This is a genomic window from Pseudoalteromonas sp. MMG012 (genome assembly GCF_018100875.1).
Classification (GTDB): domain Bacteria; phylum Pseudomonadota; class Gammaproteobacteria; order Enterobacterales; family Alteromonadaceae; genus Pseudoalteromonas; species Pseudoalteromonas aurantia.
In genome coordinates this window covers 80,038-99,402 of record NZ_JAGJEF010000014.1, presented here as the reverse complement: position 1 = coordinate 99,402, position 19,365 = coordinate 80,038, and the positions used below count along the sequence as shown (strand labels likewise).

General features: G+C 41.5%; 13 protein-coding genes. 6 read left to right on the top strand and 7 right to left on the bottom strand.

The features are described 5' to 3' along the window. Positions 1 to 4,611, top strand: a 4,611-nt coding sequence (locus tag J8L97_RS07380; protein WP_211048465.1) for a tandem-95 repeat protein, incomplete at its 5' end; no start/stop codon positions are given. Continuing rightward, the gene (locus tag J8L97_RS23940) at positions 4,604 to 8,899 is read left to right on the top strand and encodes an Ig-like domain-containing protein (protein WP_211048463.1); all 4,296 of its coding nucleotides are present in this window, start codon (positions 4,604 to 4,606) and stop codon (positions 8,897 to 8,899) included. The genes J8L97_RS07380 and J8L97_RS23940, both read left to right, overlap by 8 nt. A gap of 558 nt (positions 8,900 to 9,457) precedes the next feature. Here the strand turns inward: J8L97_RS23940 and J8L97_RS07370 are convergent. The 4 genes from J8L97_RS07370 to J8L97_RS07355 form a co-directional block, all read right to left on the bottom strand. Continuing rightward, on the bottom strand, positions 9,458 to 9,709 hold the full coding sequence (locus J8L97_RS07370) for a DUF2999 domain-containing protein (RefSeq protein ID WP_192509756.1): 252 nt from the start codon (positions 9,707 to 9,709) through the stop codon (positions 9,458 to 9,460). Between the two features lie 129 nt (positions 9,710 to 9,838). Next, complete coding sequence (locus J8L97_RS07365) at positions 9,839 to 10,468, bottom strand: LysE family translocator (protein WP_247671063.1); 630 nt, start codon at positions 10,466 to 10,468, stop codon at positions 9,839 to 9,841. Continuing rightward, entirely contained in the window at positions 10,452 to 11,492 is a 1,041-nt protein-coding gene (locus J8L97_RS07360) for a S41 family peptidase (protein ID WP_211048461.1), read from the bottom strand. Before J8L97_RS07360 ends, J8L97_RS07365 begins: the two co-directional genes overlap by 17 nt. 367 nt (positions 11,493 to 11,859) lie before the next feature. Then, positions 11,860 to 12,453 carry a GNAT family N-acetyltransferase gene (locus tag J8L97_RS07355; RefSeq protein ID WP_211048459.1) on the bottom strand — a complete coding sequence of 198 codons (594 nt, stop codon included), beginning with the start codon at positions 12,451 to 12,453 and terminating at the stop codon, positions 11,860 to 11,862. 155 nt (positions 12,454 to 12,608) lie between these two features. Between J8L97_RS07355 and J8L97_RS07350 the strand changes: the two genes are divergently transcribed. Next, positions 12,609 to 13,616, top strand: a complete 1,008-nt coding sequence (locus J8L97_RS07350; protein ID WP_210995201.1) for a hypothetical protein — start codon at positions 12,609 to 12,611, stop codon at positions 13,614 to 13,616. Positions 13,617 to 13,948: 332 nt separating this feature from the next. Here J8L97_RS07350 and J8L97_RS07345 read toward each other — a convergent pair whose 3' ends face one another. Further along, positions 13,949 to 15,985, bottom strand: a complete 2,037-nt coding sequence (locus J8L97_RS07345; protein WP_211048457.1) for an alpha-amylase family protein — start codon at positions 15,983 to 15,985, stop codon at positions 13,949 to 13,951. A 102-nt stretch (positions 15,986 to 16,087) separates the two neighbouring features. Further along, the gene (locus J8L97_RS07340; RefSeq protein WP_192509751.1) at positions 16,088 to 16,429 is read right to left on the bottom strand and encodes a helix-turn-helix domain-containing protein; all 342 of its coding nucleotides are present in this window, start codon (positions 16,427 to 16,429) and stop codon (positions 16,088 to 16,090) included. 121 nt (positions 16,430 to 16,550) lie between these two features. Between J8L97_RS07340 and J8L97_RS07335 the strand changes: the two genes are divergently transcribed. Then, on the top strand, positions 16,551 to 17,315 hold the full coding sequence (locus tag J8L97_RS07335; protein WP_211048455.1) for an SDR family NAD(P)-dependent oxidoreductase: 765 nt from the start codon (positions 16,551 to 16,553) through the stop codon (positions 17,313 to 17,315). An 8-nt stretch (positions 17,316 to 17,323) separates the two neighbouring features. Next, positions 17,324 to 17,992 carry a cupin domain-containing protein gene (locus tag J8L97_RS07330; protein WP_210995198.1) on the top strand — a complete coding sequence of 223 codons (669 nt, stop codon included), beginning with the start codon at positions 17,324 to 17,326 and terminating at the stop codon, positions 17,990 to 17,992. Between the two features lie 298 nt (positions 17,993 to 18,290). Here J8L97_RS07330 and J8L97_RS07325 read toward each other — a convergent pair whose 3' ends face one another. Further along, positions 18,291 to 18,488 (bottom strand): hypothetical protein, encoded by a 198-nt coding sequence (locus J8L97_RS07325; RefSeq protein ID WP_211048470.1) that lies wholly within the window; start codon positions 18,486 to 18,488, stop codon positions 18,291 to 18,293. Here J8L97_RS07325 and J8L97_RS07320 point away from each other — a divergent pair. Further along, positions 18,440 to 19,348: a histone deacetylase gene (locus J8L97_RS07320; RefSeq protein WP_211048454.1), complete on the top strand. Its 909-nt coding sequence runs from the start codon at positions 18,440 to 18,442 to the stop codon at positions 19,346 to 19,348. The two genes, J8L97_RS07325 and J8L97_RS07320, sit on opposite strands and share 49 nt — an antisense overlap. The last annotated feature ends 17 nt before the right edge of the window (positions 19,349 to 19,365 follow it).

Sequence of the window (19,365 nt, the reverse complement as noted above, 5' to 3'; positions counted from 1 at the left end):
GAAGATAACCTAGATGATAATAGTCTATTTAAAGTTGAATATGGCCATATCAGGTTAGATACCCCACCTGAAACCACACTTGGAGAGTATAAGATTAGTGTTACATTAGAAAATCACAATGAACCTTCTCTCAATGTAACAAAACAATTTACCATTGAAGTAGTTGATCATGTAACCCTCTCTGGTCGTCCTAAGAGCAATGCCTATCAAAACCAAACATATAGTTTTAGCCCGACAATTAGTCACTCAGATCACCTTAACCCAAACGAGTACAGTTTTCATATTGAAAACAAACCCACCTGGGCCACATTCGATACAAGACTGGGGATGTTAGAAGGTACTCCGACAGAAGATGATCTCGGTACGACTGACGATATTCATATTTATGTGACTGATGGAAAAGCCCGCTATCTGATTGAGCCTTTTTCAATCACTGTGCTGCCGTTTAACTATTCACAAAAAGTACATTATATTGCACCACATAATCTTTACACAGGCAGAGCATTCTCTTTATTTCCAAATTATATCGAAAATACAGACAACGATCCTTTAACATATCAGTTAATCAAAGCGCCACAATGGATGAAAATCAACCCAATCTCTGGCGAACTGTTTGGTATTCCTGAGGTGCATAGCGACACAGACTTACTTGAATCAACTGTGCTTGAGGTGACTATTGCAGTGTCTGACGGTGAAAATACCTACCAAAGCTCTGTCACACTCCACATTACCAAACTAGATGATGCAGAACTCATACTGCCGTTAACAGGCGACCTCTCTTATTCATCAGGCATGTACGGCTTTAACGTCAATGAAGATCACGGGTTACTTAGTCATTTTAACATCAGCAATGAGCTAAAAAATCGCCTTTCAGTCTCAGTTATCAATATTGCCCCTCTCTGTCAGAACCATGGTCTTTACGTCAGCAGTAATGGGGCATTTACTTTGAACAATAACTATAGCAACACGCCAACGTGTCAATTTCAGTTTATTGTTCAAGACTTTAATCAAGCATCAAAAGTACATACCGCTAATCTTACTTTTTCCCCTGATTTAGTATCGCCAACCATTAACTGGGATAGAGTTTTTATAGAGGAAGACCAAAAAACGACCATAGATGTCCTTGCCAATGACGTTATAGGTGACAAATCTTCGGCGAAAAGCACATTAAAAATAACTTCAGCACCCAAACTAGGTGATGCTGAGGTGATTGATGGCCAGATTAAATATACTCCACGTCCAAATATGTTTGGCCAAGATACCTTAAGCTATAGTTTTGATAGCCCATATCATGGGGTCATTGGTCAAGTAACTATTGATATTAATTTCAGTAACGACGTACCGACAGTGATGCCCCATACAACTCAGTTAATTGAAGATGGCGTATCACAATCAATTTCATTGCGCACCTTAACTTCTGACATAGAAGACGGCGTACCCGCAGGTGCAATTAATATTATCAGCTCACCAACAAAAGGCGCTATGAGCTTTAACTTACAAGATGAGTCTATTGTTTACACGCCAAGAGCCAATGAAACTGGCAGTGATGCGCTTTCATTCACAGTAACAGATAACTTTGGTGCCGTATCAGAGCCAGGCATTATCACATTTGATATCGAAGCTGTTAATGATACCCCCACCGCACAAAACGATACGTTAAACACACTTGAAGATACGATTAAAGAACTCAATATTTTAGAAAACGACTCTGATATTGAAGATGACACGTTTACAGCCGACAACATCACCCTTGAAGATCAAGGCCAAGGCGCTGGCATCTATCCGCTTGCGAATGTAACCGTCACTCCAACTGGGAATCTTTCTGTTAATCCGACTATTAACGCAAATGGCGCATTTGCATTTACTTATACTGTCACCGATAGTGGCGGCATTACCTCACAACCCGCCACCGTCAATGTACTCATTAAGGCAGTAAATGACGTACCAAGCGCAGACTCTAAAAAACTCGAGGCTATTGAAGAGCAGCCAATAGCCATAACGTTAACAGCGAGCGACGTCGAGCAATCTCCTTTAACTTACAAAATTATCTCTATGCCAAAAAGTGGTAACCTGACAATTATTAATGATGTGGTAACTTATACTGGCAACTTGAACTTCTCAGGTGCTGATAGCTTTACCTATGCTGCATTTGACCAAACTTCATGGTCAACACCAGCCACCGTTAATGTCAACGTTGCCAATGTTCAAGATTTACCATTAATCTCTGGCTCACCAGCAACCAATGTTAAACAAGGTCAACTGTATGACTTTACGCCTACAGCCAGCGATGTTGATAACGATGCCTTAAGCTTCACGATTAATAACATGCCTTCTTGGCTAAGCTTTAATGCCTCAACAGGTCAGCTAGTCGGTACACCGAGCAATAATGATGTAAATCAATATACAAACATTGCAATAAAAGTATTTGATGGAACTGGATATACTGGGCTAACTCCATTTTCAATAGAAGTTATTAACGTTAATGATGCTCCTACATTAACAGGTACGCCAGCCGCTTCAGTCAATGAAGATGCGCTATATAGCTTCACACCGTCACTTACTGATGTAGATTTAGATGACTCACACACTTTTTATATTGAAAATGCACCAATGTGGGCAACCTTTAATACCACATCAGGCGTGCTTAGCGGCACACCAACAAACAAGCATGTTGGTAGCACTGACAATGTTATCATTAGCGTGACAGATAAAGCCGGTGAAAAAGCAACATTACCCGCCTTTAATATTACAGTGAAAAACGTCAACGATGCGCCACAATTAACCGGTACGCCGTCATCAAGTGTAGCGCAAGACAGTACGTATACTTTTACACCCACACTTAGCGATATTGATGTTGATGACTCGCATACTTTTGCTATTCAAAACAGACCTGAATGGGTGACCTTTAATACTGAGTCAGGCACATTAACTGGCACCCCTCTCAATAAACACGTTGGTGGCACTGAAAATATTACCATTAGTGTGACAGATAAAGCAGGTGAAAAAGCAACATTACCCGCCTTTGATATTACAGTGGAAAACATCAATGATGCGCCACAATTAACCGGTGTGCCGTCATCGAATGTGGCACAAGACAGCGTATATACTTTCACACCAACGCTCATTGATGTTGATAAAAGTGACTCACATACGTTTGCTATTTTAAATAAACCCGAATGGACGAGCTTTAATTCTGAGTCAGGTACATTAACGGGTACCCCACTCAATAAACACGTTGGTAGCACTGACAATGTTATCATTAGCGTGACAGATAAAGCCGGTGAAAAAGCAACATTACCCACCTTTAGTATTACAGTATCAAACACCAATGATGCACCACAGTTAACAGGTACGCCGCCATCAAGTGTAGCGCAAGACAGTGCGTATACTTTTACACCCACACTTAGCGATATTGATGTTGATGACTCTCATACTTTTGCTATTCAAAACAAACCTGAATGGGCGACCTTTAATACTGAGTCAGGCACTTTAAGTGGCACGCCGCTTAATGAACATGTCAATTACAATACAAATATTATTATCAGTGTGACAGACAAAGCAGGAGCAACAGCAACACTGCCCACATTTTCAATAGAAGTTATTAACGCCAACGATGCTGCAACGCTTACTGGTACTCCAAGGACAGAAGTCACAGAAGGCAATATGTACCACTTTCTACCAACATTAACTGACCCAGATGTTGGAGACGATCATACGTTTTCAATCATCAATAAACCTGAGTGGGCTGACTTCGACACCTCTAACGGAGCTCTTACAGGCACACCATTAGATCAACACGTTGGACTCACCGAAAACATCATCATCAATGTCAAAGATAATGTAGCAGATAGCCTATCAGTGAGCTTGGCACCGTTTAGTATTACAGTCATTAACAGCCCTGATATTCCCTCAGCTGAACCTTTTCAATTTACATTGAATGAAGGCGAAGCACTGAGCATTGGGAAAGTAAACGGCTTGCTTAGTACTGCCACTGATGTAGATTTAGACTCTGGCGATACACTTATTGCAATATTAAGAGACACTGTAAAATACGGTACGCTTACTCTCAATGAGAGTGGTGCATTTACCTATGAACATGATGGGTCTGAAACACTTGAAGATACATTTACTTACTTTGTAAAAGATAGTACATACCTTCCATCAACAGTGGAAACCGTGACACTCACGATTAACCCTGTTGATGATGCGCCAATAGCTAAAAATGATGAAGCGAGCACACAAGAAGATACGCCCGTTACCTTCTCTCTTATTGACAATGATACTGATGCAGAACAAAAGCTTGTTGCGGCTTCTGCCATGCTTGTGACAGAGCCTAAATTTGGCTCAGTGTCTATCACCAATGGTATTGCCACCTACACGCCAAATGAACACGCTAATGGGCCTGATTCATTTACTTACACCGTGTCTGATTCAACCCCATTAACCTCTGAACCTGCCACGGTCAATATTGCAGTTGCCGCTGTGAACGATGCGCCAAAAGCTACTAATATCGCCAAAACAACGGATGAAGACACAAATTTAGTCATCTTAGTAGACGATATTCGCAGCCAAGCAAGCGACATCGAAGACACTAATCCAACAGGTGATTAAGCTTACCTCTGAGCCGACACATGGTGTAGTGACTCTGAGCCAAGCTGATGGCACATTAACTTACATACCTAATCTCAATGTGGTAGCTACCGACACCTTTAAGTACACTATTGCCGACAGCAACGAAGAAGTGTCTAATGAAGCGACAATTAGCATCAATATTGGCGCAATTAATGACAGACCCGTTGTTGAAAATGACAGTGTACAAACCGATGAGGATACCCCATTAACATTAGACATATTACATAATGACTCTGATGTTGAAGACCAAGGCTTTAACGGGGCAAACATTACCCTAGAAGACCAAGGCAAAGGGGAAGGCTTGTTTGACCTTGCCACTGTTACCGTGAATGCAGATGGGCAGCTACATATAGCACCCGCTAAAGATGCCGTTGGAGAACTGACCTTTACCTATGTGCTAACAGATAGTGAAGCATTGGCATCAGTACCAGCTACTGTGAAAGTGACCATTAAGCCTGTTAATGACGCACCAGTGGCTGAAAACAACACAGCAACCGTTCAAGAAGATGGGTCATTTGAAATTAACATTTTAGGTAATGATACTGACGTAGATGCGAATGATAAGTTAGATGTAGCAAGTGTAACTTTAACTGATGCAGCCAGTTCTGGTACAGTGGTTATATCAGCTACTGGCACCGCGACCTACGCACCTAATGAAAACTTCTCGGGTTCTGATAGCTTTACCTATACAGTCAAAGACATTGCTGGTGCTATTTCAAATAAAGCAGAAGTCTTGGTAACAGTTGAAGCGGTAAATGATGCCCCAGTAGCAACACCAAGTGCGATGACAGTGGCCGAAGACGGTAGTATCGACATTACACTGACAGGAACAGACATTGAAAAGTCTGCGCTAACTTACAAAATTAGCACTACACCTAGTAACGGGGTACTCACACCAGTAAGCGGTGCAGTGTGGTCATATACGCCAACAGCAAACTTTAATGGCACTGACAGCATTGCATTTATCGCCAATGACGGGGAGCTAGACTCTGCGCCGGCACAAATAGCAATCACGATCACAGCGATAAACGATGCACCCAACGCGCAAAATGTATCAGCAACTACGGATGAAGAAACCCCAATTTCGATAACACTCAATGGCAGTGATATTGATGGTGACAACCTTAGCTTTATTATCAATCAACCAAGCAATGGCTCTGCGACACTGTCTGGTGGGCAAGTAAACTACATTCCAAATGATGATTTTACTGGTACTGATAGTTTTAATTACCAAGTAAATGATGGTTCGCTCACATCTAAAAGTGCTGTTGCCAATATTCAGATAAATAACGTGAATGATGCGCCAAACATTACAGGCACACCTGCGACCACAGTTCGTCAAGGTAATACCTATACTTTTACACCAAGTGCAACTGATATTGATAGTACACAGCTGAGCTACATCATAGTCAATAAGCCAACATGGGCTAATTTTGATAGTACAACGGGTACTTTATCAGGCACCCCTGCTCGCGGTGATGTCGGTACTAGTAACAACATTACTATCACAGTCAGTGACCAAGAACTCACAGCTTCTTTACCCGCTTTTAATATTGACGTGACCTTTACAAATACACCGCCTCGCGCACAAGCACAAACCATATCGGTACAGGAAGATGGTACAACGAGCTTTATACCTGCTATCAACGATATCGACGGTGATGCGTTAAATGTAGAAATTGTTACTCAACCAAATGCTGGCACTGCGTCTGTACAAGGGAATACCCTCACATATACACCGAATGCCAACTACAATGGAGAAGATACACTCACCTATATTGTTGATGATGGCACCGACAAATCATCAGAAGCGCGTATTGCTATTAATGTTGTTTCTGTGAACGATATGCCACAAGCAAACCCTGACACATTCACATTTGACGGCAACGATGCCAATCGCTACGTACTTGATGTGTTAAGTAACGATACTGATCTCGATGAGCAGCCACTCACTATCGTGGGTGCACAGACGTCGATCGGCAGTGTTGTGGTTGAAAACAATCAATTGGTATATCAAGCACCAACCCAAGCTTCAACCACTGTGACTATTCACTATGTGATTGTGGACCCTGAGCAAGCACGTAGTGCATCAAGTGCAACGTTAAACATTACCTCACAGCAAACGGGCTTACCTGTAATTGCCGCCCCAGCTGATATTTCAGTGGATGCAACGGGCTTATTCACTAAGGTAGAACTGGGTATCGCCACCGCGACCGATAGTCAAGGCAATACACTTGCAGTGTCATTGGTCACTAATAAGCGCATATTTACCCCAGGTAAACACCTTGTTTATTGGCAAACCCAAGATAGCCAAGCACGCATGGCTATGGCATCTCATACCGTCACGGTAAACCCAATTGTATCTATTGATCAGGGTTTTACCGTCAGTGAAGGCAGCAGTAATACCATAAGTGTTCAGCTAAATGGTGATGCCCCTAGCTACCCAGTCACCATACCGTATACAGTCTCAGGCTCTGCGTCTGCCGCAGATCACACCTTAGAAAATGGTGAAATCGTTATTGCTTCTGGACGCTCAGGCATAATCACATTCGATGTTATTCAGGACGATCTGCAAGAAAAAGGCGAAGCAATTATTATTACGTTAGGTAATGAAGTGAATGCGAATTCATCAAGTAATACAGCCACTATATCTATCGAAGAAGGAAATATCGCCCCGCAAATCACCACAAAAATCTCGCAACAAGGCGAAAACCGTACCCTCGTCGCAGCTGATCAGGGTGAAGTCTCACTCTTAGCAACTGTGTCTGATGCTAATGCCGATGATGTATTACAAATATCATGGGCAAGTACAGACCCTCGTCTTCACAATACCAGTGGGACAGATAAAGAGTTTACCTTCTCGCCAGCAAAGCTACCTGCGGGTAATTATACTATTACTGCAAGCGTGACAGATAACGCAACGCCAGCACTGACAACTTCTCAAGATGTCTATTTTGAAATCATTGCACAACTGGCTGCGCTAACATCGCAAGACAGCGATGGTGATATGATCCCAGATAACGAAGAAGGCTATGCCGATTCTGATGGTGACGGGATCCCTGATTATCTAGATGCGATTTCACAACCGAATGTGTTACAAGGCAGTGCTGGTAATTCAACGGCCCATTTGATTGAAGCTCAACCTGGTACATCTTTGCGTAAAGGCACTTCTGTTGCGCAAAATAGTTCCGGTGGCGCGCAACTATTAAGCTCAGAATTACCCAGTGACGATACGGCACAAAATGTCGGTGGTTTATATGACTTTATTGCCTCTGGCCTAATGAATGCTGGTGATGTATTTACCATTGTGCTGCCTCAATATGAGCAGGTGCCTTTAAATGCTATCTATCGCAAATACAAAAATGGTGAATGGGTCAACTTCACGCTCGGTGACGGAAACACGGTGATGTCAGCTCAAGGCGAATCAGGCTATTGTCCTGCAGCAAGCAGTAGCCAATGGCATGAAGGACTTAACCCAGGTCACTGGTGTATTAAACTACAAATTGTCGATGGTGGTCCTAACGATGATGATGGCATCGCGAATAAATCAGTGGTTGATCCAAGCGGCATGGCTATCGTACTCAATGGCAATTCATTGCCCGTTACCACCGAAGACACCTTCACAGTCACTGCAGGTAAGCGCACTCAGTTAGATGTACTCAGCAATGATAACGATGCTGATGGTGATGTATTGTCTATTGTTAATGTCACTAGCGATATTGGTACGGTTGAGCTCAATGGCAACGACATATACTTTACGCCACCCAATAACTTTGCAGGGCTTGCACAACTAACGTACATGATCGGAGACACGCAAGGAGGGTCTGCAACCGGTCATGCCAGTATCACCATCGTGATGAACAGTGCACCGATAGCAACGCGAGACACAGCGAGCACCAAAGACAATCAAACACTGGAAATTGATGTACTAGCCAATGACCATGATGTTGACGGAGATACGCTAACAGTCACAGCGGCAAGTGTTGATGAAGGCTCTGTGCGTATTACTTCAGGTAATACACTGAGCTTTGTGCCTACCAAAGGTTTTGCGGGAAATGCCACTATCTTATATACAATTTCTGATAACGCCGGTGCCACAGCCAACGGGGACGTTATTGTGACCGTCACACTCAGCCCTACTGAGACACCGACAAAACCAACACCCGATGCACAACCTGAGAAGGTAAAAAAGTCATCAGGCTCATTTAACCTATTATTACTCATATTACTGAGCCTAATTATGAGACGCAATAAGCACCTCTTTTAATACATACACATCTTATAGATGCGTTAAAAGCCAGCTCAATTGCTGGCTTTTTTATCACTTATCAGCACAGCTATTCGTTAACCTCTAAATCTTCTCAATTCATGAACAACCAGAAACGCACAGAGTCTGTTATGTTAATTTACGAGCTGTGTGACTAAAAAAGTTGCATAATCCCGCCAACACCATTGTATTGAGTAACCTCGGCTCTGGATAAGCGAATTTGCCCAATAAAGGTATTTTGCTCACTCTCGGCGTTGCTTTCATTTGTAATAGCCCGCTATTACTGCATAAAAGTGCCTTGATATTGAACAAAATATCATCATTGGATTGTAAGTAAGTTTGTTTTCAAAACATTTTCTATTCCAAAACCCTTATCCAAACCTGAGGTTAAGTAACGTGATGTACGTTTATGGTTAACGTTAAATCGCGAATAACATGCGATTAAATACAATACGGAGGCTGAGAAAAGTGACGTGAGTAGTTTTATGTGTAAGGGCAACAGTAACGCGAATAGGTAAACGAGCGAGGGATTTTCCACCGCCCTTAAATTTAGTTAACTTATTGATTAAGCTTTGCTTTTGCTTCTTCAACTTTCGAAAAATCTAAACCGAGTTCATCAACCGCTTCTTTGATAAGCGCTGGATTTTGCATAACCAACCCCATAAGCTGTTGCAGCTTTTCCGGTGGGATCCCAAGCTGTGATACAACCCCCATCGCCATCAACGGATTTTCTGTCAGGGTTTGAAATAGTTCGCTTATTTTTTCATCACTAATATTGTGTTCTTTCAAAATCGCAATAATTGGGTTCATTAAACTACCTTAATTAAATAGAGTTATCGGGCCAAAGCTCACTATCCATTTTTTTGTAAGCCAAGTGCATCAAAGCATAGACCCTATTAATAGTGGCAAATTTTACAAATTCAAGTAAACGTATGCTCTCTACTTTTGACGCATCAATGCAACAGCTAGCCCTGACACCAAAAATACCACCCCAGCACCCATATTTAGTCCTGACATAATAGTGGGACTTTTCTGTAACCAATAACGCAATCGCGATGCACTCATACCCATGAGACTAAAGCCAACCGTAGTCAATAGCGCAAACCAAAGCCCATATCCCATCATTTGGCCTGTTACAGACCCCAAATCTGGGTTGACAAATTGAGGTATAAAAGCCAGCACAAATAATCCTGGTTTTGGGTTCAGTGCAGCCGATAAGAACCCAGTCCAGAATATCGAGCGCAAGGATTGTTTGGCTACAGGATCAAAGTTAAATAAATGTCGGTGACGTAACACTTTTACACCCAACCAAATAAGATAGCTCGCACCTACCAATTTCACGATATAAAAAGCCACAATAGACGTTTGCAGTAGCAGCGTTAATCCTAATGTGGCCGTACAGACATGAAAAAGTATGCCTGTACCCGACGCAATACCAGAGACAACGGCAGCCCGCTTTCCTTGACTGAGCCCCCGTCCTATTGCTAATAAATTATCAGGCCCAGGTGAGCAAACAAGCAACAAACAAGCGATGGAATAAGCTAACACAATCTCAACTGGAAACATCATTCTCTCCTGTTATTTTAAAACTTGTTTGCTTAAGTGCAGACTTAATATCACTCATTTCATGTGGATTTTTTTGTGTCAACGCGAGTTGCTCTAGCGCTTTTTTATATGCATACTCTAACGCCTTATCAGCAGTTATATTGTGATCTGGCTGCACCCCTTTACCTTCCCAGTTTGTATTTGTTATTGGGTTAATTGCCATAGCAACGGGCATAGCTACACGTATATCATCGCCAATATCAACAAATCGCCATGGATTTGCACCGCCCTTCGTACTCTCGCCAATGATTATGGCACGCCCTAAATGTTTGAAATTGTATGCAAACTCCTCAGCAGCAGAAAATGTCGCATTGCTCGTTAAGATATAAATAGGCAAAGAAGGGCGTTTTTTTCCTTCAATAGCAACCGTCCAATACTCACTAGTTCGGTTTGTGTCACGAGAGTAAAAGCTGTTTAAATGCGTTTTTTTATCAAGAAAATAACTACTTATTTGTTGAACCATTGCAGCATCTCCGCCGCCATTTTCACGTAAATCAATTATCAAACTATCTACATCACTCAACAGTGTCATAATGGCATTTACTTTTCGCTTACTTTCCTGCGTTACATTTGCAAAGCCCCAAAATGCCATAACACCGACATTCCCCGGTAGAATTTCAACCCGATTGAATCCAAAATTTTTACGTTCTAATTGCGTAAACCAAGACTCATATGGCGCTTTTTCTGCCTCCATGACATCCTGTGTATTCGGTTTATAAGACACACCAAGATGTTTATCAAACGCTTGCAATCGAGTATTAAGTATCGGCAGCAATTCTGATGCACTCTTTGCCTTTGTAAAGTCCTCCGACTGTGTAAAGTGTGTTAAATGACTCATTATTGCGGGAATATTCTGCTGCAAAACGTAAAACTCTTTTATGTGTTTTTTAAGTTCATTAACCAATTGATGCTTATCCATGGCACTGGCAATAGCAGATGTAGATATTATTTGTATCAACAACATCACGGGAACTACAAAATACTTCATATAACCTCTATGCTCATTATCCTTCATATAGAGCAAACATAGACTGACCCATATTCGGTTTAGTTCCCATAAAGTTAAGTTGTTATTTTCTAAAAAACGTCAAAAGGGTCAACTTTAGAATACTTCGTCTACTAAAGCGTCATTACAACAATAAACACACAAAATACCCCCGAGGCCAACAATCATCTATGGCCTGTTTCAGCATGTACAGCCCTCTTATAGTTCCCTAGAATCATACCAAATAACGCGCTAAATCAGGCCCAGATATACGTTTACTTTTTATCATCACTCTGCACACTGATTTCCATCATTTCAGGCGCTGCATTGAACCTACCTGTCTGTGGAGCAATCGTTATAATATGCTACATTAATTGATCGGTTGGCTAGCCAGCTTATATTCAAGGTTATTTCGCACAGCAGGCCATTCACTGGCAATAACGGAGTACACTGCGGTGTCTCTGAGTGAGCCATCTTTCATTATTTTATGAGCACGTAACACACCATCCAATTTCGCGCCTAAACGCTCAATCGCAGTACGTGAACGATGATTCAAAAAGTGGGTTTTAAATTCAATTGCAATGGCATTATGTTGTTCAAATAAATTTTTCAATAATAACAGCTTAGTTTCTGTATTTACGGGACTGCGCCTGACTGAATCTGCATACCAAGTATATCCGATAGCAGCCCGCTTATTATTTTTATCCACCTCATAATAACGGGTAGTTCCTACAATTATATTTGTTCGTTTATCTACCACCACATAAGCTATATTTCCCTGCTTAGCCTGCTCCAGCGCATCCATTACATACTTTCCCATATCATCTGGATGCGGTACGTTCGCATACCAAAGCCGCCAATGCTCACCGTCCCTTACTGCTTGCTTTAACGCCTCGCAATGTTGCAACTCAATTGGAACTAATTGTACATACGTGCCTTCTAGTGGTTGGTTTTTTATCCACATATTCTATACTCACCCTCTTTAGGATATACTTTCAGTAAATATATATTATCAATATTATATATTGTTTATTAAAGGTATTTAATATATTCCTTTACTTGCCAGTTATAGAATACTATTGCACAATATAGCGAAATGCAGCGCTTTAGGAGCTTGTCGTGGTACTCATTTCATCTTTGTTTTTTGTTGCTGCTTTGAATACCGCTTCCGATTTACCCAACATCAACGGGTTTAAAGAACGTACCGACAAAGACCCACTTTATATCTCAACTCAATTTGCAAAATACAACGCCTTGCCCCCCAGTCTAGGTGCATTTACATTCTATAAAAATATATTAATTGCCGCTGTGAAACACAACGTTCCAGACATCGCAGTGAAGGTTAGCAAGCGTTTAAGTCAACCTGAATGGCAAGAATTTCCCGAAAATAAGCCATACCACTTACTCAACAATTTAGGGATTTTATACAGAAAAAATCGCTTCTACAGCAAAGCACTACTCGCTTATCAATGCGGTTTAGATTTCGCTGTAAATAACCCAAATGAACAAGTTAAAATACTGCTCAACATGTATTCATCTCAGTTAAAACTCGGCATGCATGACGAAGCTCTATCATCACTTAAACAGGCTGAGTCAATGGCCAGTGCACACCGCGATAAACAACGTATCAAGCAAAAAAAAGCCAGTTTACATTTAGATGCAGGTCAGTATGAATTAGCGCAACGCTATTTTATTCAACTATTTAGAGACGACAGCTTAAGAGGCACACCAGAAAATGCTGTTAGAGCTGGCCTGAACCTGCTTGATAGCCTTGTTTTACAAAGGAAGTATCAGCAATTTTGGCGCTACCATAACTCGGTAAAACAAGCTATTTTTGACTTAAAAAAAGAGAACTTTCACTATTTCTACCATTACTTAATCATGGAGGCGGTCGTTACCGCCAAAATGCTCCCCAGTGAAGTGCAATTTTCACGCGTGGCTTATGCGCTAGAGAGAGCCATTTTCTTATATCCATATGGTTTAAAAGACTCGTTACAAAAGTATTTGGAAATTATCGATGTACCTTGGGTTACAGAACACGTTGCACCTTATGCGAAAATGGATCTCAATGCAGTAAAATTAAAGCCGGTCCCTGATAGTTTACTGGACCAGCTATGTAAGCATTAACCTTCTTTACTTGGGTTGCGTTAAAGAGGTGTTTTAGCGCAGTCATGTCACGCAAAAATATATGCAAGTAAGCAATCTCCAGTCTACTTAACCTCAGGTTTGGATAAGGGTTTTGGAATAGAAAATGTTTTGAAAACAAACTTACGTCCAATCCAATGATGATATTTTTTTCAATATCAAGGCGCTTTTATGCAGTAATAGCGGGCTATTACTGCATAAAAGCAACGCTGAGAGTGAGAAAAATAGCTTTATTGGGCAAATTCGCTTATCCCGAGCTGAGGTTACTTACATATACCCTGTGGGTCATAACCTAATACACCATGTCTACTCTTTTAAAAATCGCCATGGATAGCTGAACTATTGCCAAACTCGAACACATTTATTTGACCACACTGAGCAAAGTGATTATTACTCATATAAGGAGCGCCTGCTTGGTTAATGTCTCCCTCCCAACCTTGCCCATTATTTATGTATGCCTTCACTTCAAACCAACCATTTACCGAAGACGAGCAGTCCATTTGAACATCCAACATCCAATAATGCGGGCCATAGCCATTCAGCACACTTTCACCGTACCCATCTACTTCAACTGTACGCTTAACCCCCCAATTATTTGGCCATTTATTGGTTGTCCAATCTAAAGCGGTCCCCGCAGCACTGGTATTTTGCCCTGATTGCGCACCATGCCAATCCAAGTAACTATCACCAACCTTCCAGCTTTGCGTGGTGGTATTACGTAAATTATTATGTGCCATTGGCAATGCACACTTAAATGGCTCAACATCACAATCTCGCCCAATACTCTTGCCATACGTATGGTCAATACCGCCTCTAATAAATACATCTTGACCTGTGGTGGTCTGTGCCTTAATAAAAACAACAGTGCGTTGCATTGGTGAAGAGGTAGGTCCATTAACAATTTTACTATGATGATGCACAGCAACTGCATCCATAGATGAGACTGAAATAACGCTCATACCTTGCTCGTTAACCACCAGAGACTTACCGGTACAGCTGCTTTTATCAGCGCTGAGCATACCCGTTAATACATCACAATAAACACCTTTACTTAAACCTGTTTGTAATGTTTGCTGTAATAAATTTGTCTCTTTGTTAATCGCAACAAACCCTTCAGCACCACGTGAGAAAGCAATTTGATTGTTACCGTTATCCCACCAGTTATTAACTTGCCATGCACCTGTTGTATTGTTTCTAAAATTTACGGCTCCAGAAATCAATGTTTTCCTGTGCTCACACAGCCATTGCTGCGCGAAACAATTCAACTGCGTACCTTGATGAACTGGTACATTAGGACCGCCTGCATCAGTGTCTCCATAAAATTCGAAACTCGACATAACTTTTGGGTACCCGTAGGGGTATGTGAGCATAAACACATTTGCCAACTCATATAACTTACCATCAGCAAATGTGACAACATTTCCGGCTCCACCATGACCACGTTGATTGTCATGGTTGTCGACGAATACCACGGCTTTATAACTTGGCATCATCCCCCACGCTTCGCCAAAGTTACTCAGCCATGCCAATTTGCCATTTTTGAAAGTATCTCCCAATTTAGTCGAATACTTAAACTCTGTAACAAGTCCATTGTTAAAGTATTCACTGGCACTGACCGCTTCCCCTCCTTGATCAATCACTTCTTGGAAAACAAGCGGTGCGCCCGTAACTTGGGCTAATATAGTTGCAATGTCTTGTGCCGGCATATGTTTACTTGCATCTAATCTAAACCCGGCGACACCCGCCTCAACGAGGCTATTCAGATAACCAGACAATTGTGACTGTACATAAGACGAGTCAGTATCCAAGTCAGTCAAACTGACCAATTCACAGTTTTGCACTCGCCATGCATTATTAGCATAATCCTCTCCATTAATTGCACAGGTCGTATGGAAATCTTGCGGACTGTAAGTTGGAAAGTTCTTATAAGAGAATGTTGAACCCGCAACACCCTGCCCACTTCCTGCGGCCATATGATTGATCACAGTGTCCACATAAATATCAACGCCAGCTTGTTTGCAACGTTGCACCATGTCTTTAAATTGTTGTTCGCTTCCTCCTCGGCTCTGTAGCTGATAGCTCACGGGTTGATAACGCGTCCACCATTGCTCACCAATAATATGCTCATTCGGTGGAGAAACTTGTACGGCGGCAAAGCCTTTCGGGCCTAAAAATGTTTCACACTCCTGAGCTATGTCAGGCCATGACCATTCAAATAAATGAACAAAGGTTGTTGGTTGGGCATTCACAGTAGCGGTCAAACTCATCAGTGTTGCACCACTGATAAGTAACCACTGCGCGGCTTTTAATCGGATACTATTAGGTAAGACCGTTTTTAGTAATGTTGTCATAATAGGCTCTTTTGTTGTCGTTTATTTATTTACAAACCGATAACAATGTAGAGCAAGAACTACATATATCCTATTGAATACGTATGCAATAGATTAAATACACTATCCTAATTTATCGATCTCTCCTTGCAACTGGGTTAACGAATCGAGTATAGGTAAAAACTTATGTCCTAGTTCAGTCACCTTATACTCAACCCTAGGCGGGATCTCGGGATAACTTATTTTCTGCAACAACCCAAACTCAATATTGCGCTTGAGACATTGATTCAGTACTTTGGTTGAAAGCCCATCAGTCACTCTCACCATTTCTCCAGGGCGATTAACACCCAAAGCCAGTAATTGATATACCGTCAAGGACCACTTACAACCAACAATCGTCTCAACCATACGTGCAGATTGCTGCGGCCCAATAATTCGTTCAATTTTTTTCTCTTTATTAATCATAAATATGTACCAACAAGTGCCTAGATCACCTAAATGTGCTTACTGTTTTCAAATATCATGCCCCCGTATTCTATCGTTGAAACGGCGCGATTGTCGCGCAGATATTTTAATCGGAGTTGATATGTTATTTTCAAAATCAGGTTTCGCAATGATTGTGGGTGGAAGCAGTGGAATTGGACTGGCAACAGCGCAGCAGCTTATTAACAACCATGTTCGGGTGGTTATCATCGGTAAAAACGCTGAGAAAGTGAACGATGCTATTGCATTACTCAACTCATCAAAAGCCGAGGGGCTCGTCGCAGACCTTTGCAAAAAAGCAGATAGGGACAGAGTTGAAAAATATATTAACAACCATGAAGACGCCGTATCATACCTCGTCAATTCGGCGGGTTACTTTAACCCCAAACCATTTGTTGAGCATTCAGAAGAAGATTATGAGCACTATATGACACTCAATAAAAGCATATTTTTTATCACTCAAGCTGCGGTCTCTCGAATGAAACAGGCACGCAGAGGTGCCATCGTTAATATTGGTTCAATGTGGGCACATCAAGCCATAAAAGCAACCCCTTCTTCCGCTTATTCCATGGCAAAAGCAGGGCTTCATTCCCTAACACAGCATCTAGCCATCGAACTTGCTGAACATAATATACGCGTCAATGCAGTCGCACCTGCTGTTGTGAAAACCCCTATTTATAATCATTTTATTAAACCTGAACAATTAAGCACCACGCTTGCCAGCTTTGATAACTTCCATCCATTAGGTCGAATTGGTACACCTGAAGATATCGCCAATAGTGTCATGTACCTTCTTTCCCAACAAAGTAACTGGGTAACAGGCACTATACTCAACATAGATGGCGGAGTTATGGCCGGCAGAAATTAGGAAGTACCATGTATCCAAATACGAGCAACTTAAACCTCGACTTTTCAAAACGAGTTACCATTAATACTGCACAGCAACCTTGGCTTCCAAGTCCTTTAAACGGTGTTGAACGAAAACCGTTAGCAAGAGAACATGCAGAGTCAGGCCATATCACCAGTATTGTACGCTACAAGGCAGGTGCGTCATTTACAGAACATGTGCACCCTTTTGGTGAAGAAATATTGGTACTTGAAGGGACCTTTTCTGATGAACATGGTGATTACCCCGCTGGCAGCTACCTTCGCAACCCACCAGGCAGTAAACATACACCATTTAGTAAAAACGGCTGTACTCTTTTTGTTAAGTTAAATCAATTTTGCAAACACGATACCCAATCATTGCGTATAAATAGCAACGCTAAACGATGGCACCCTGGACAAGGAAATTTACAAGTACTGCCTTTACACTCTTTTGAGACTTCACATACCGCGTTAGTTAAATGGCCAGCGAATGAAATGTTTGTACTTCATAAACACTATGGTGGCGAAGAAATACTGGTATTAAGCGGGCAATTAAAAGATGAACACGGCAGTTACCCTATAGGTACCTGGATAAGAAACCCACACTTTTCTCAACACCAACCTTTTGTTGAAGAAGACACAGTGATTTTTGTTAAAACCGGCCATTTACCGAGTTAAAAATAGCATTTTCCCTAAATACAAAATGCTCGTATCACTAACACAAATGGCGGGACCTCACGTAATGAGGGTTTGAATAAGGATATTCTCGTGCTTCTTTTGAAAAAACGTTATGATAACGGCACTGGTTAGGGGCTGTTGATCTTTCAGGTTCATTTTTGCAGCAGTTTGATTGGATTTCGCACAAGGCAGAGGTTGCGTAGCATGGTTATTCCATGTGAGTCAGCCGATAACACAGTAGAAAAGCCAATCAAGCGCTGCCTACCGGTTCTGTTGAGTACTCCTTTCTCTTTGTTGCTTAATATTCGCTTAGATTACTAGGCCACATATTAAGCGCCGCGATAAAAGCATGCTCAAAGAGAACAAAAATAGAACCGCAAAGGTCAACAGCCTCTAATATTTGTTTATTATTTTTATTGAAATAACGGCTTCTTAGCTCAAAATACCATGACCTTAAATCCCAACCTACCTTTGGTTTATCACCCAAACTATTCATTCAGTTTCGATCCAAAGCACCGCTTTGTTATGAGCAAATTTGCTAACTTATATCAATATATTTATCAGCAAGGCTTAATTAACAATAATTTATATAAGCCTGATATTGGTACCCCCAGTGCATTAGAATTAGTTCATTGCGAATTATATCTTTGGGATCTATGGCACAATCAACTATGCGAAAAGTCGATGCGCCGAATTGGGTTACCTTGGTCTGAGGCATTAATGAACAGAACATTCACTGCACCTTTAGGCACATTAAAAGCAGCACAACTTGCGCTTGAAAGTGGCATAGCGTGTCATTTAGCTGGGGGGACACATCACGCACATTATGATTTCGGTTCTGGATTTTGTATGGTGAATGACCTCGCTTTCACAGCAACTACGCTTATCAATAATAAGCAGGTCAATAATGTACTGATTTTCGATTTAGATGTACATCAAGGAGATGGTACAGCAGCATTGCTAAAACATAACCCATATGTATTCACCTGCTCTATCCACTGTGAAAAAAACTTTCCATTTCGCAAACATCCCAGCGACCTAGATGTCGGGCTCGTCAATAACTTAACTGATAGCGCTTACTTAAACATTGTTAAAGAAACCTTGGATGGAGTAATTACCGATATCAACCCAGATATCGTATTATATGATGCCGGTGTTGATGTATGGGAGCATGATGGACTAGGAAAATTAGATATTAGCTGGCAAGGACTGGAAAAACGTGATGCGTTAGTTTTGAAAACATGCCAACAAGCAGGGATCCCTGTCAGTACAGTTATCGGTGGAGGCTACGACAGAGACCATCTTAGGTTAGCTAAACGTCACGCTATTGTGATAGAGCAAGCGGCCAAACTATAAAGATAACTGACATAAAT

Bases quoted from the DNA above. Each gene is read 5' to 3' on its own strand.
- J8L97_RS07370 (WP_192509756.1), bottom strand. From the start codon at position 9,709: ATGAACCCAATTATTGCGATTTTGAAAGAACACAATATTAGTGATGAA.
- J8L97_RS07365 (WP_247671063.1), bottom strand. From the start codon at position 10,468: ATGATGTTTCCAGTTGAGATTGTGTTAGCTTATTCCATCGCTTGTTTG.
- J8L97_RS07360 (WP_211048461.1), bottom strand. From the start codon at position 11,492: ATGAAGTATTTTGTAGTTCCCGTGATGTTGTTGATACAAATAATATCT.
- J8L97_RS07355 (WP_211048459.1), bottom strand. From the start codon at position 12,453: ATGTGGATAAAAAACCAACCACTAGAAGGCACGTATGTACAATTAGTT.
- J8L97_RS07345 (WP_211048457.1), bottom strand. From the start codon at position 15,985: ATGACAACATTACTAAAAACGGTCTTACCTAATAGTATCCGATTAAAA.
- J8L97_RS07340 (WP_192509751.1), bottom strand. From the start codon at position 16,429: ATGATTAATAAAGAGAAAAAAATTGAACGAATTATTGGGCCGCAGCAA.
- J8L97_RS07335 (WP_211048455.1), top strand. From the start codon at position 16,551: ATGTTATTTTCAAAATCAGGTTTCGCAATGATTGTGGGTGGAAGCAGT.
- J8L97_RS07330 (WP_210995198.1), top strand. From the start codon at position 17,324: ATGTATCCAAATACGAGCAACTTAAACCTCGACTTTTCAAAACGAGTT.
- J8L97_RS07320 (WP_211048454.1), top strand. From the start codon at position 18,440: ATGACCTTAAATCCCAACCTACCTTTGGTTTATCACCCAAACTATTCA.
- J8L97_RS07325 (WP_211048470.1), bottom strand. From the start codon at position 18,488: ATGAATAGTTTGGGTGATAAACCAAAGGTAGGTTGGGATTTAAGGTCA.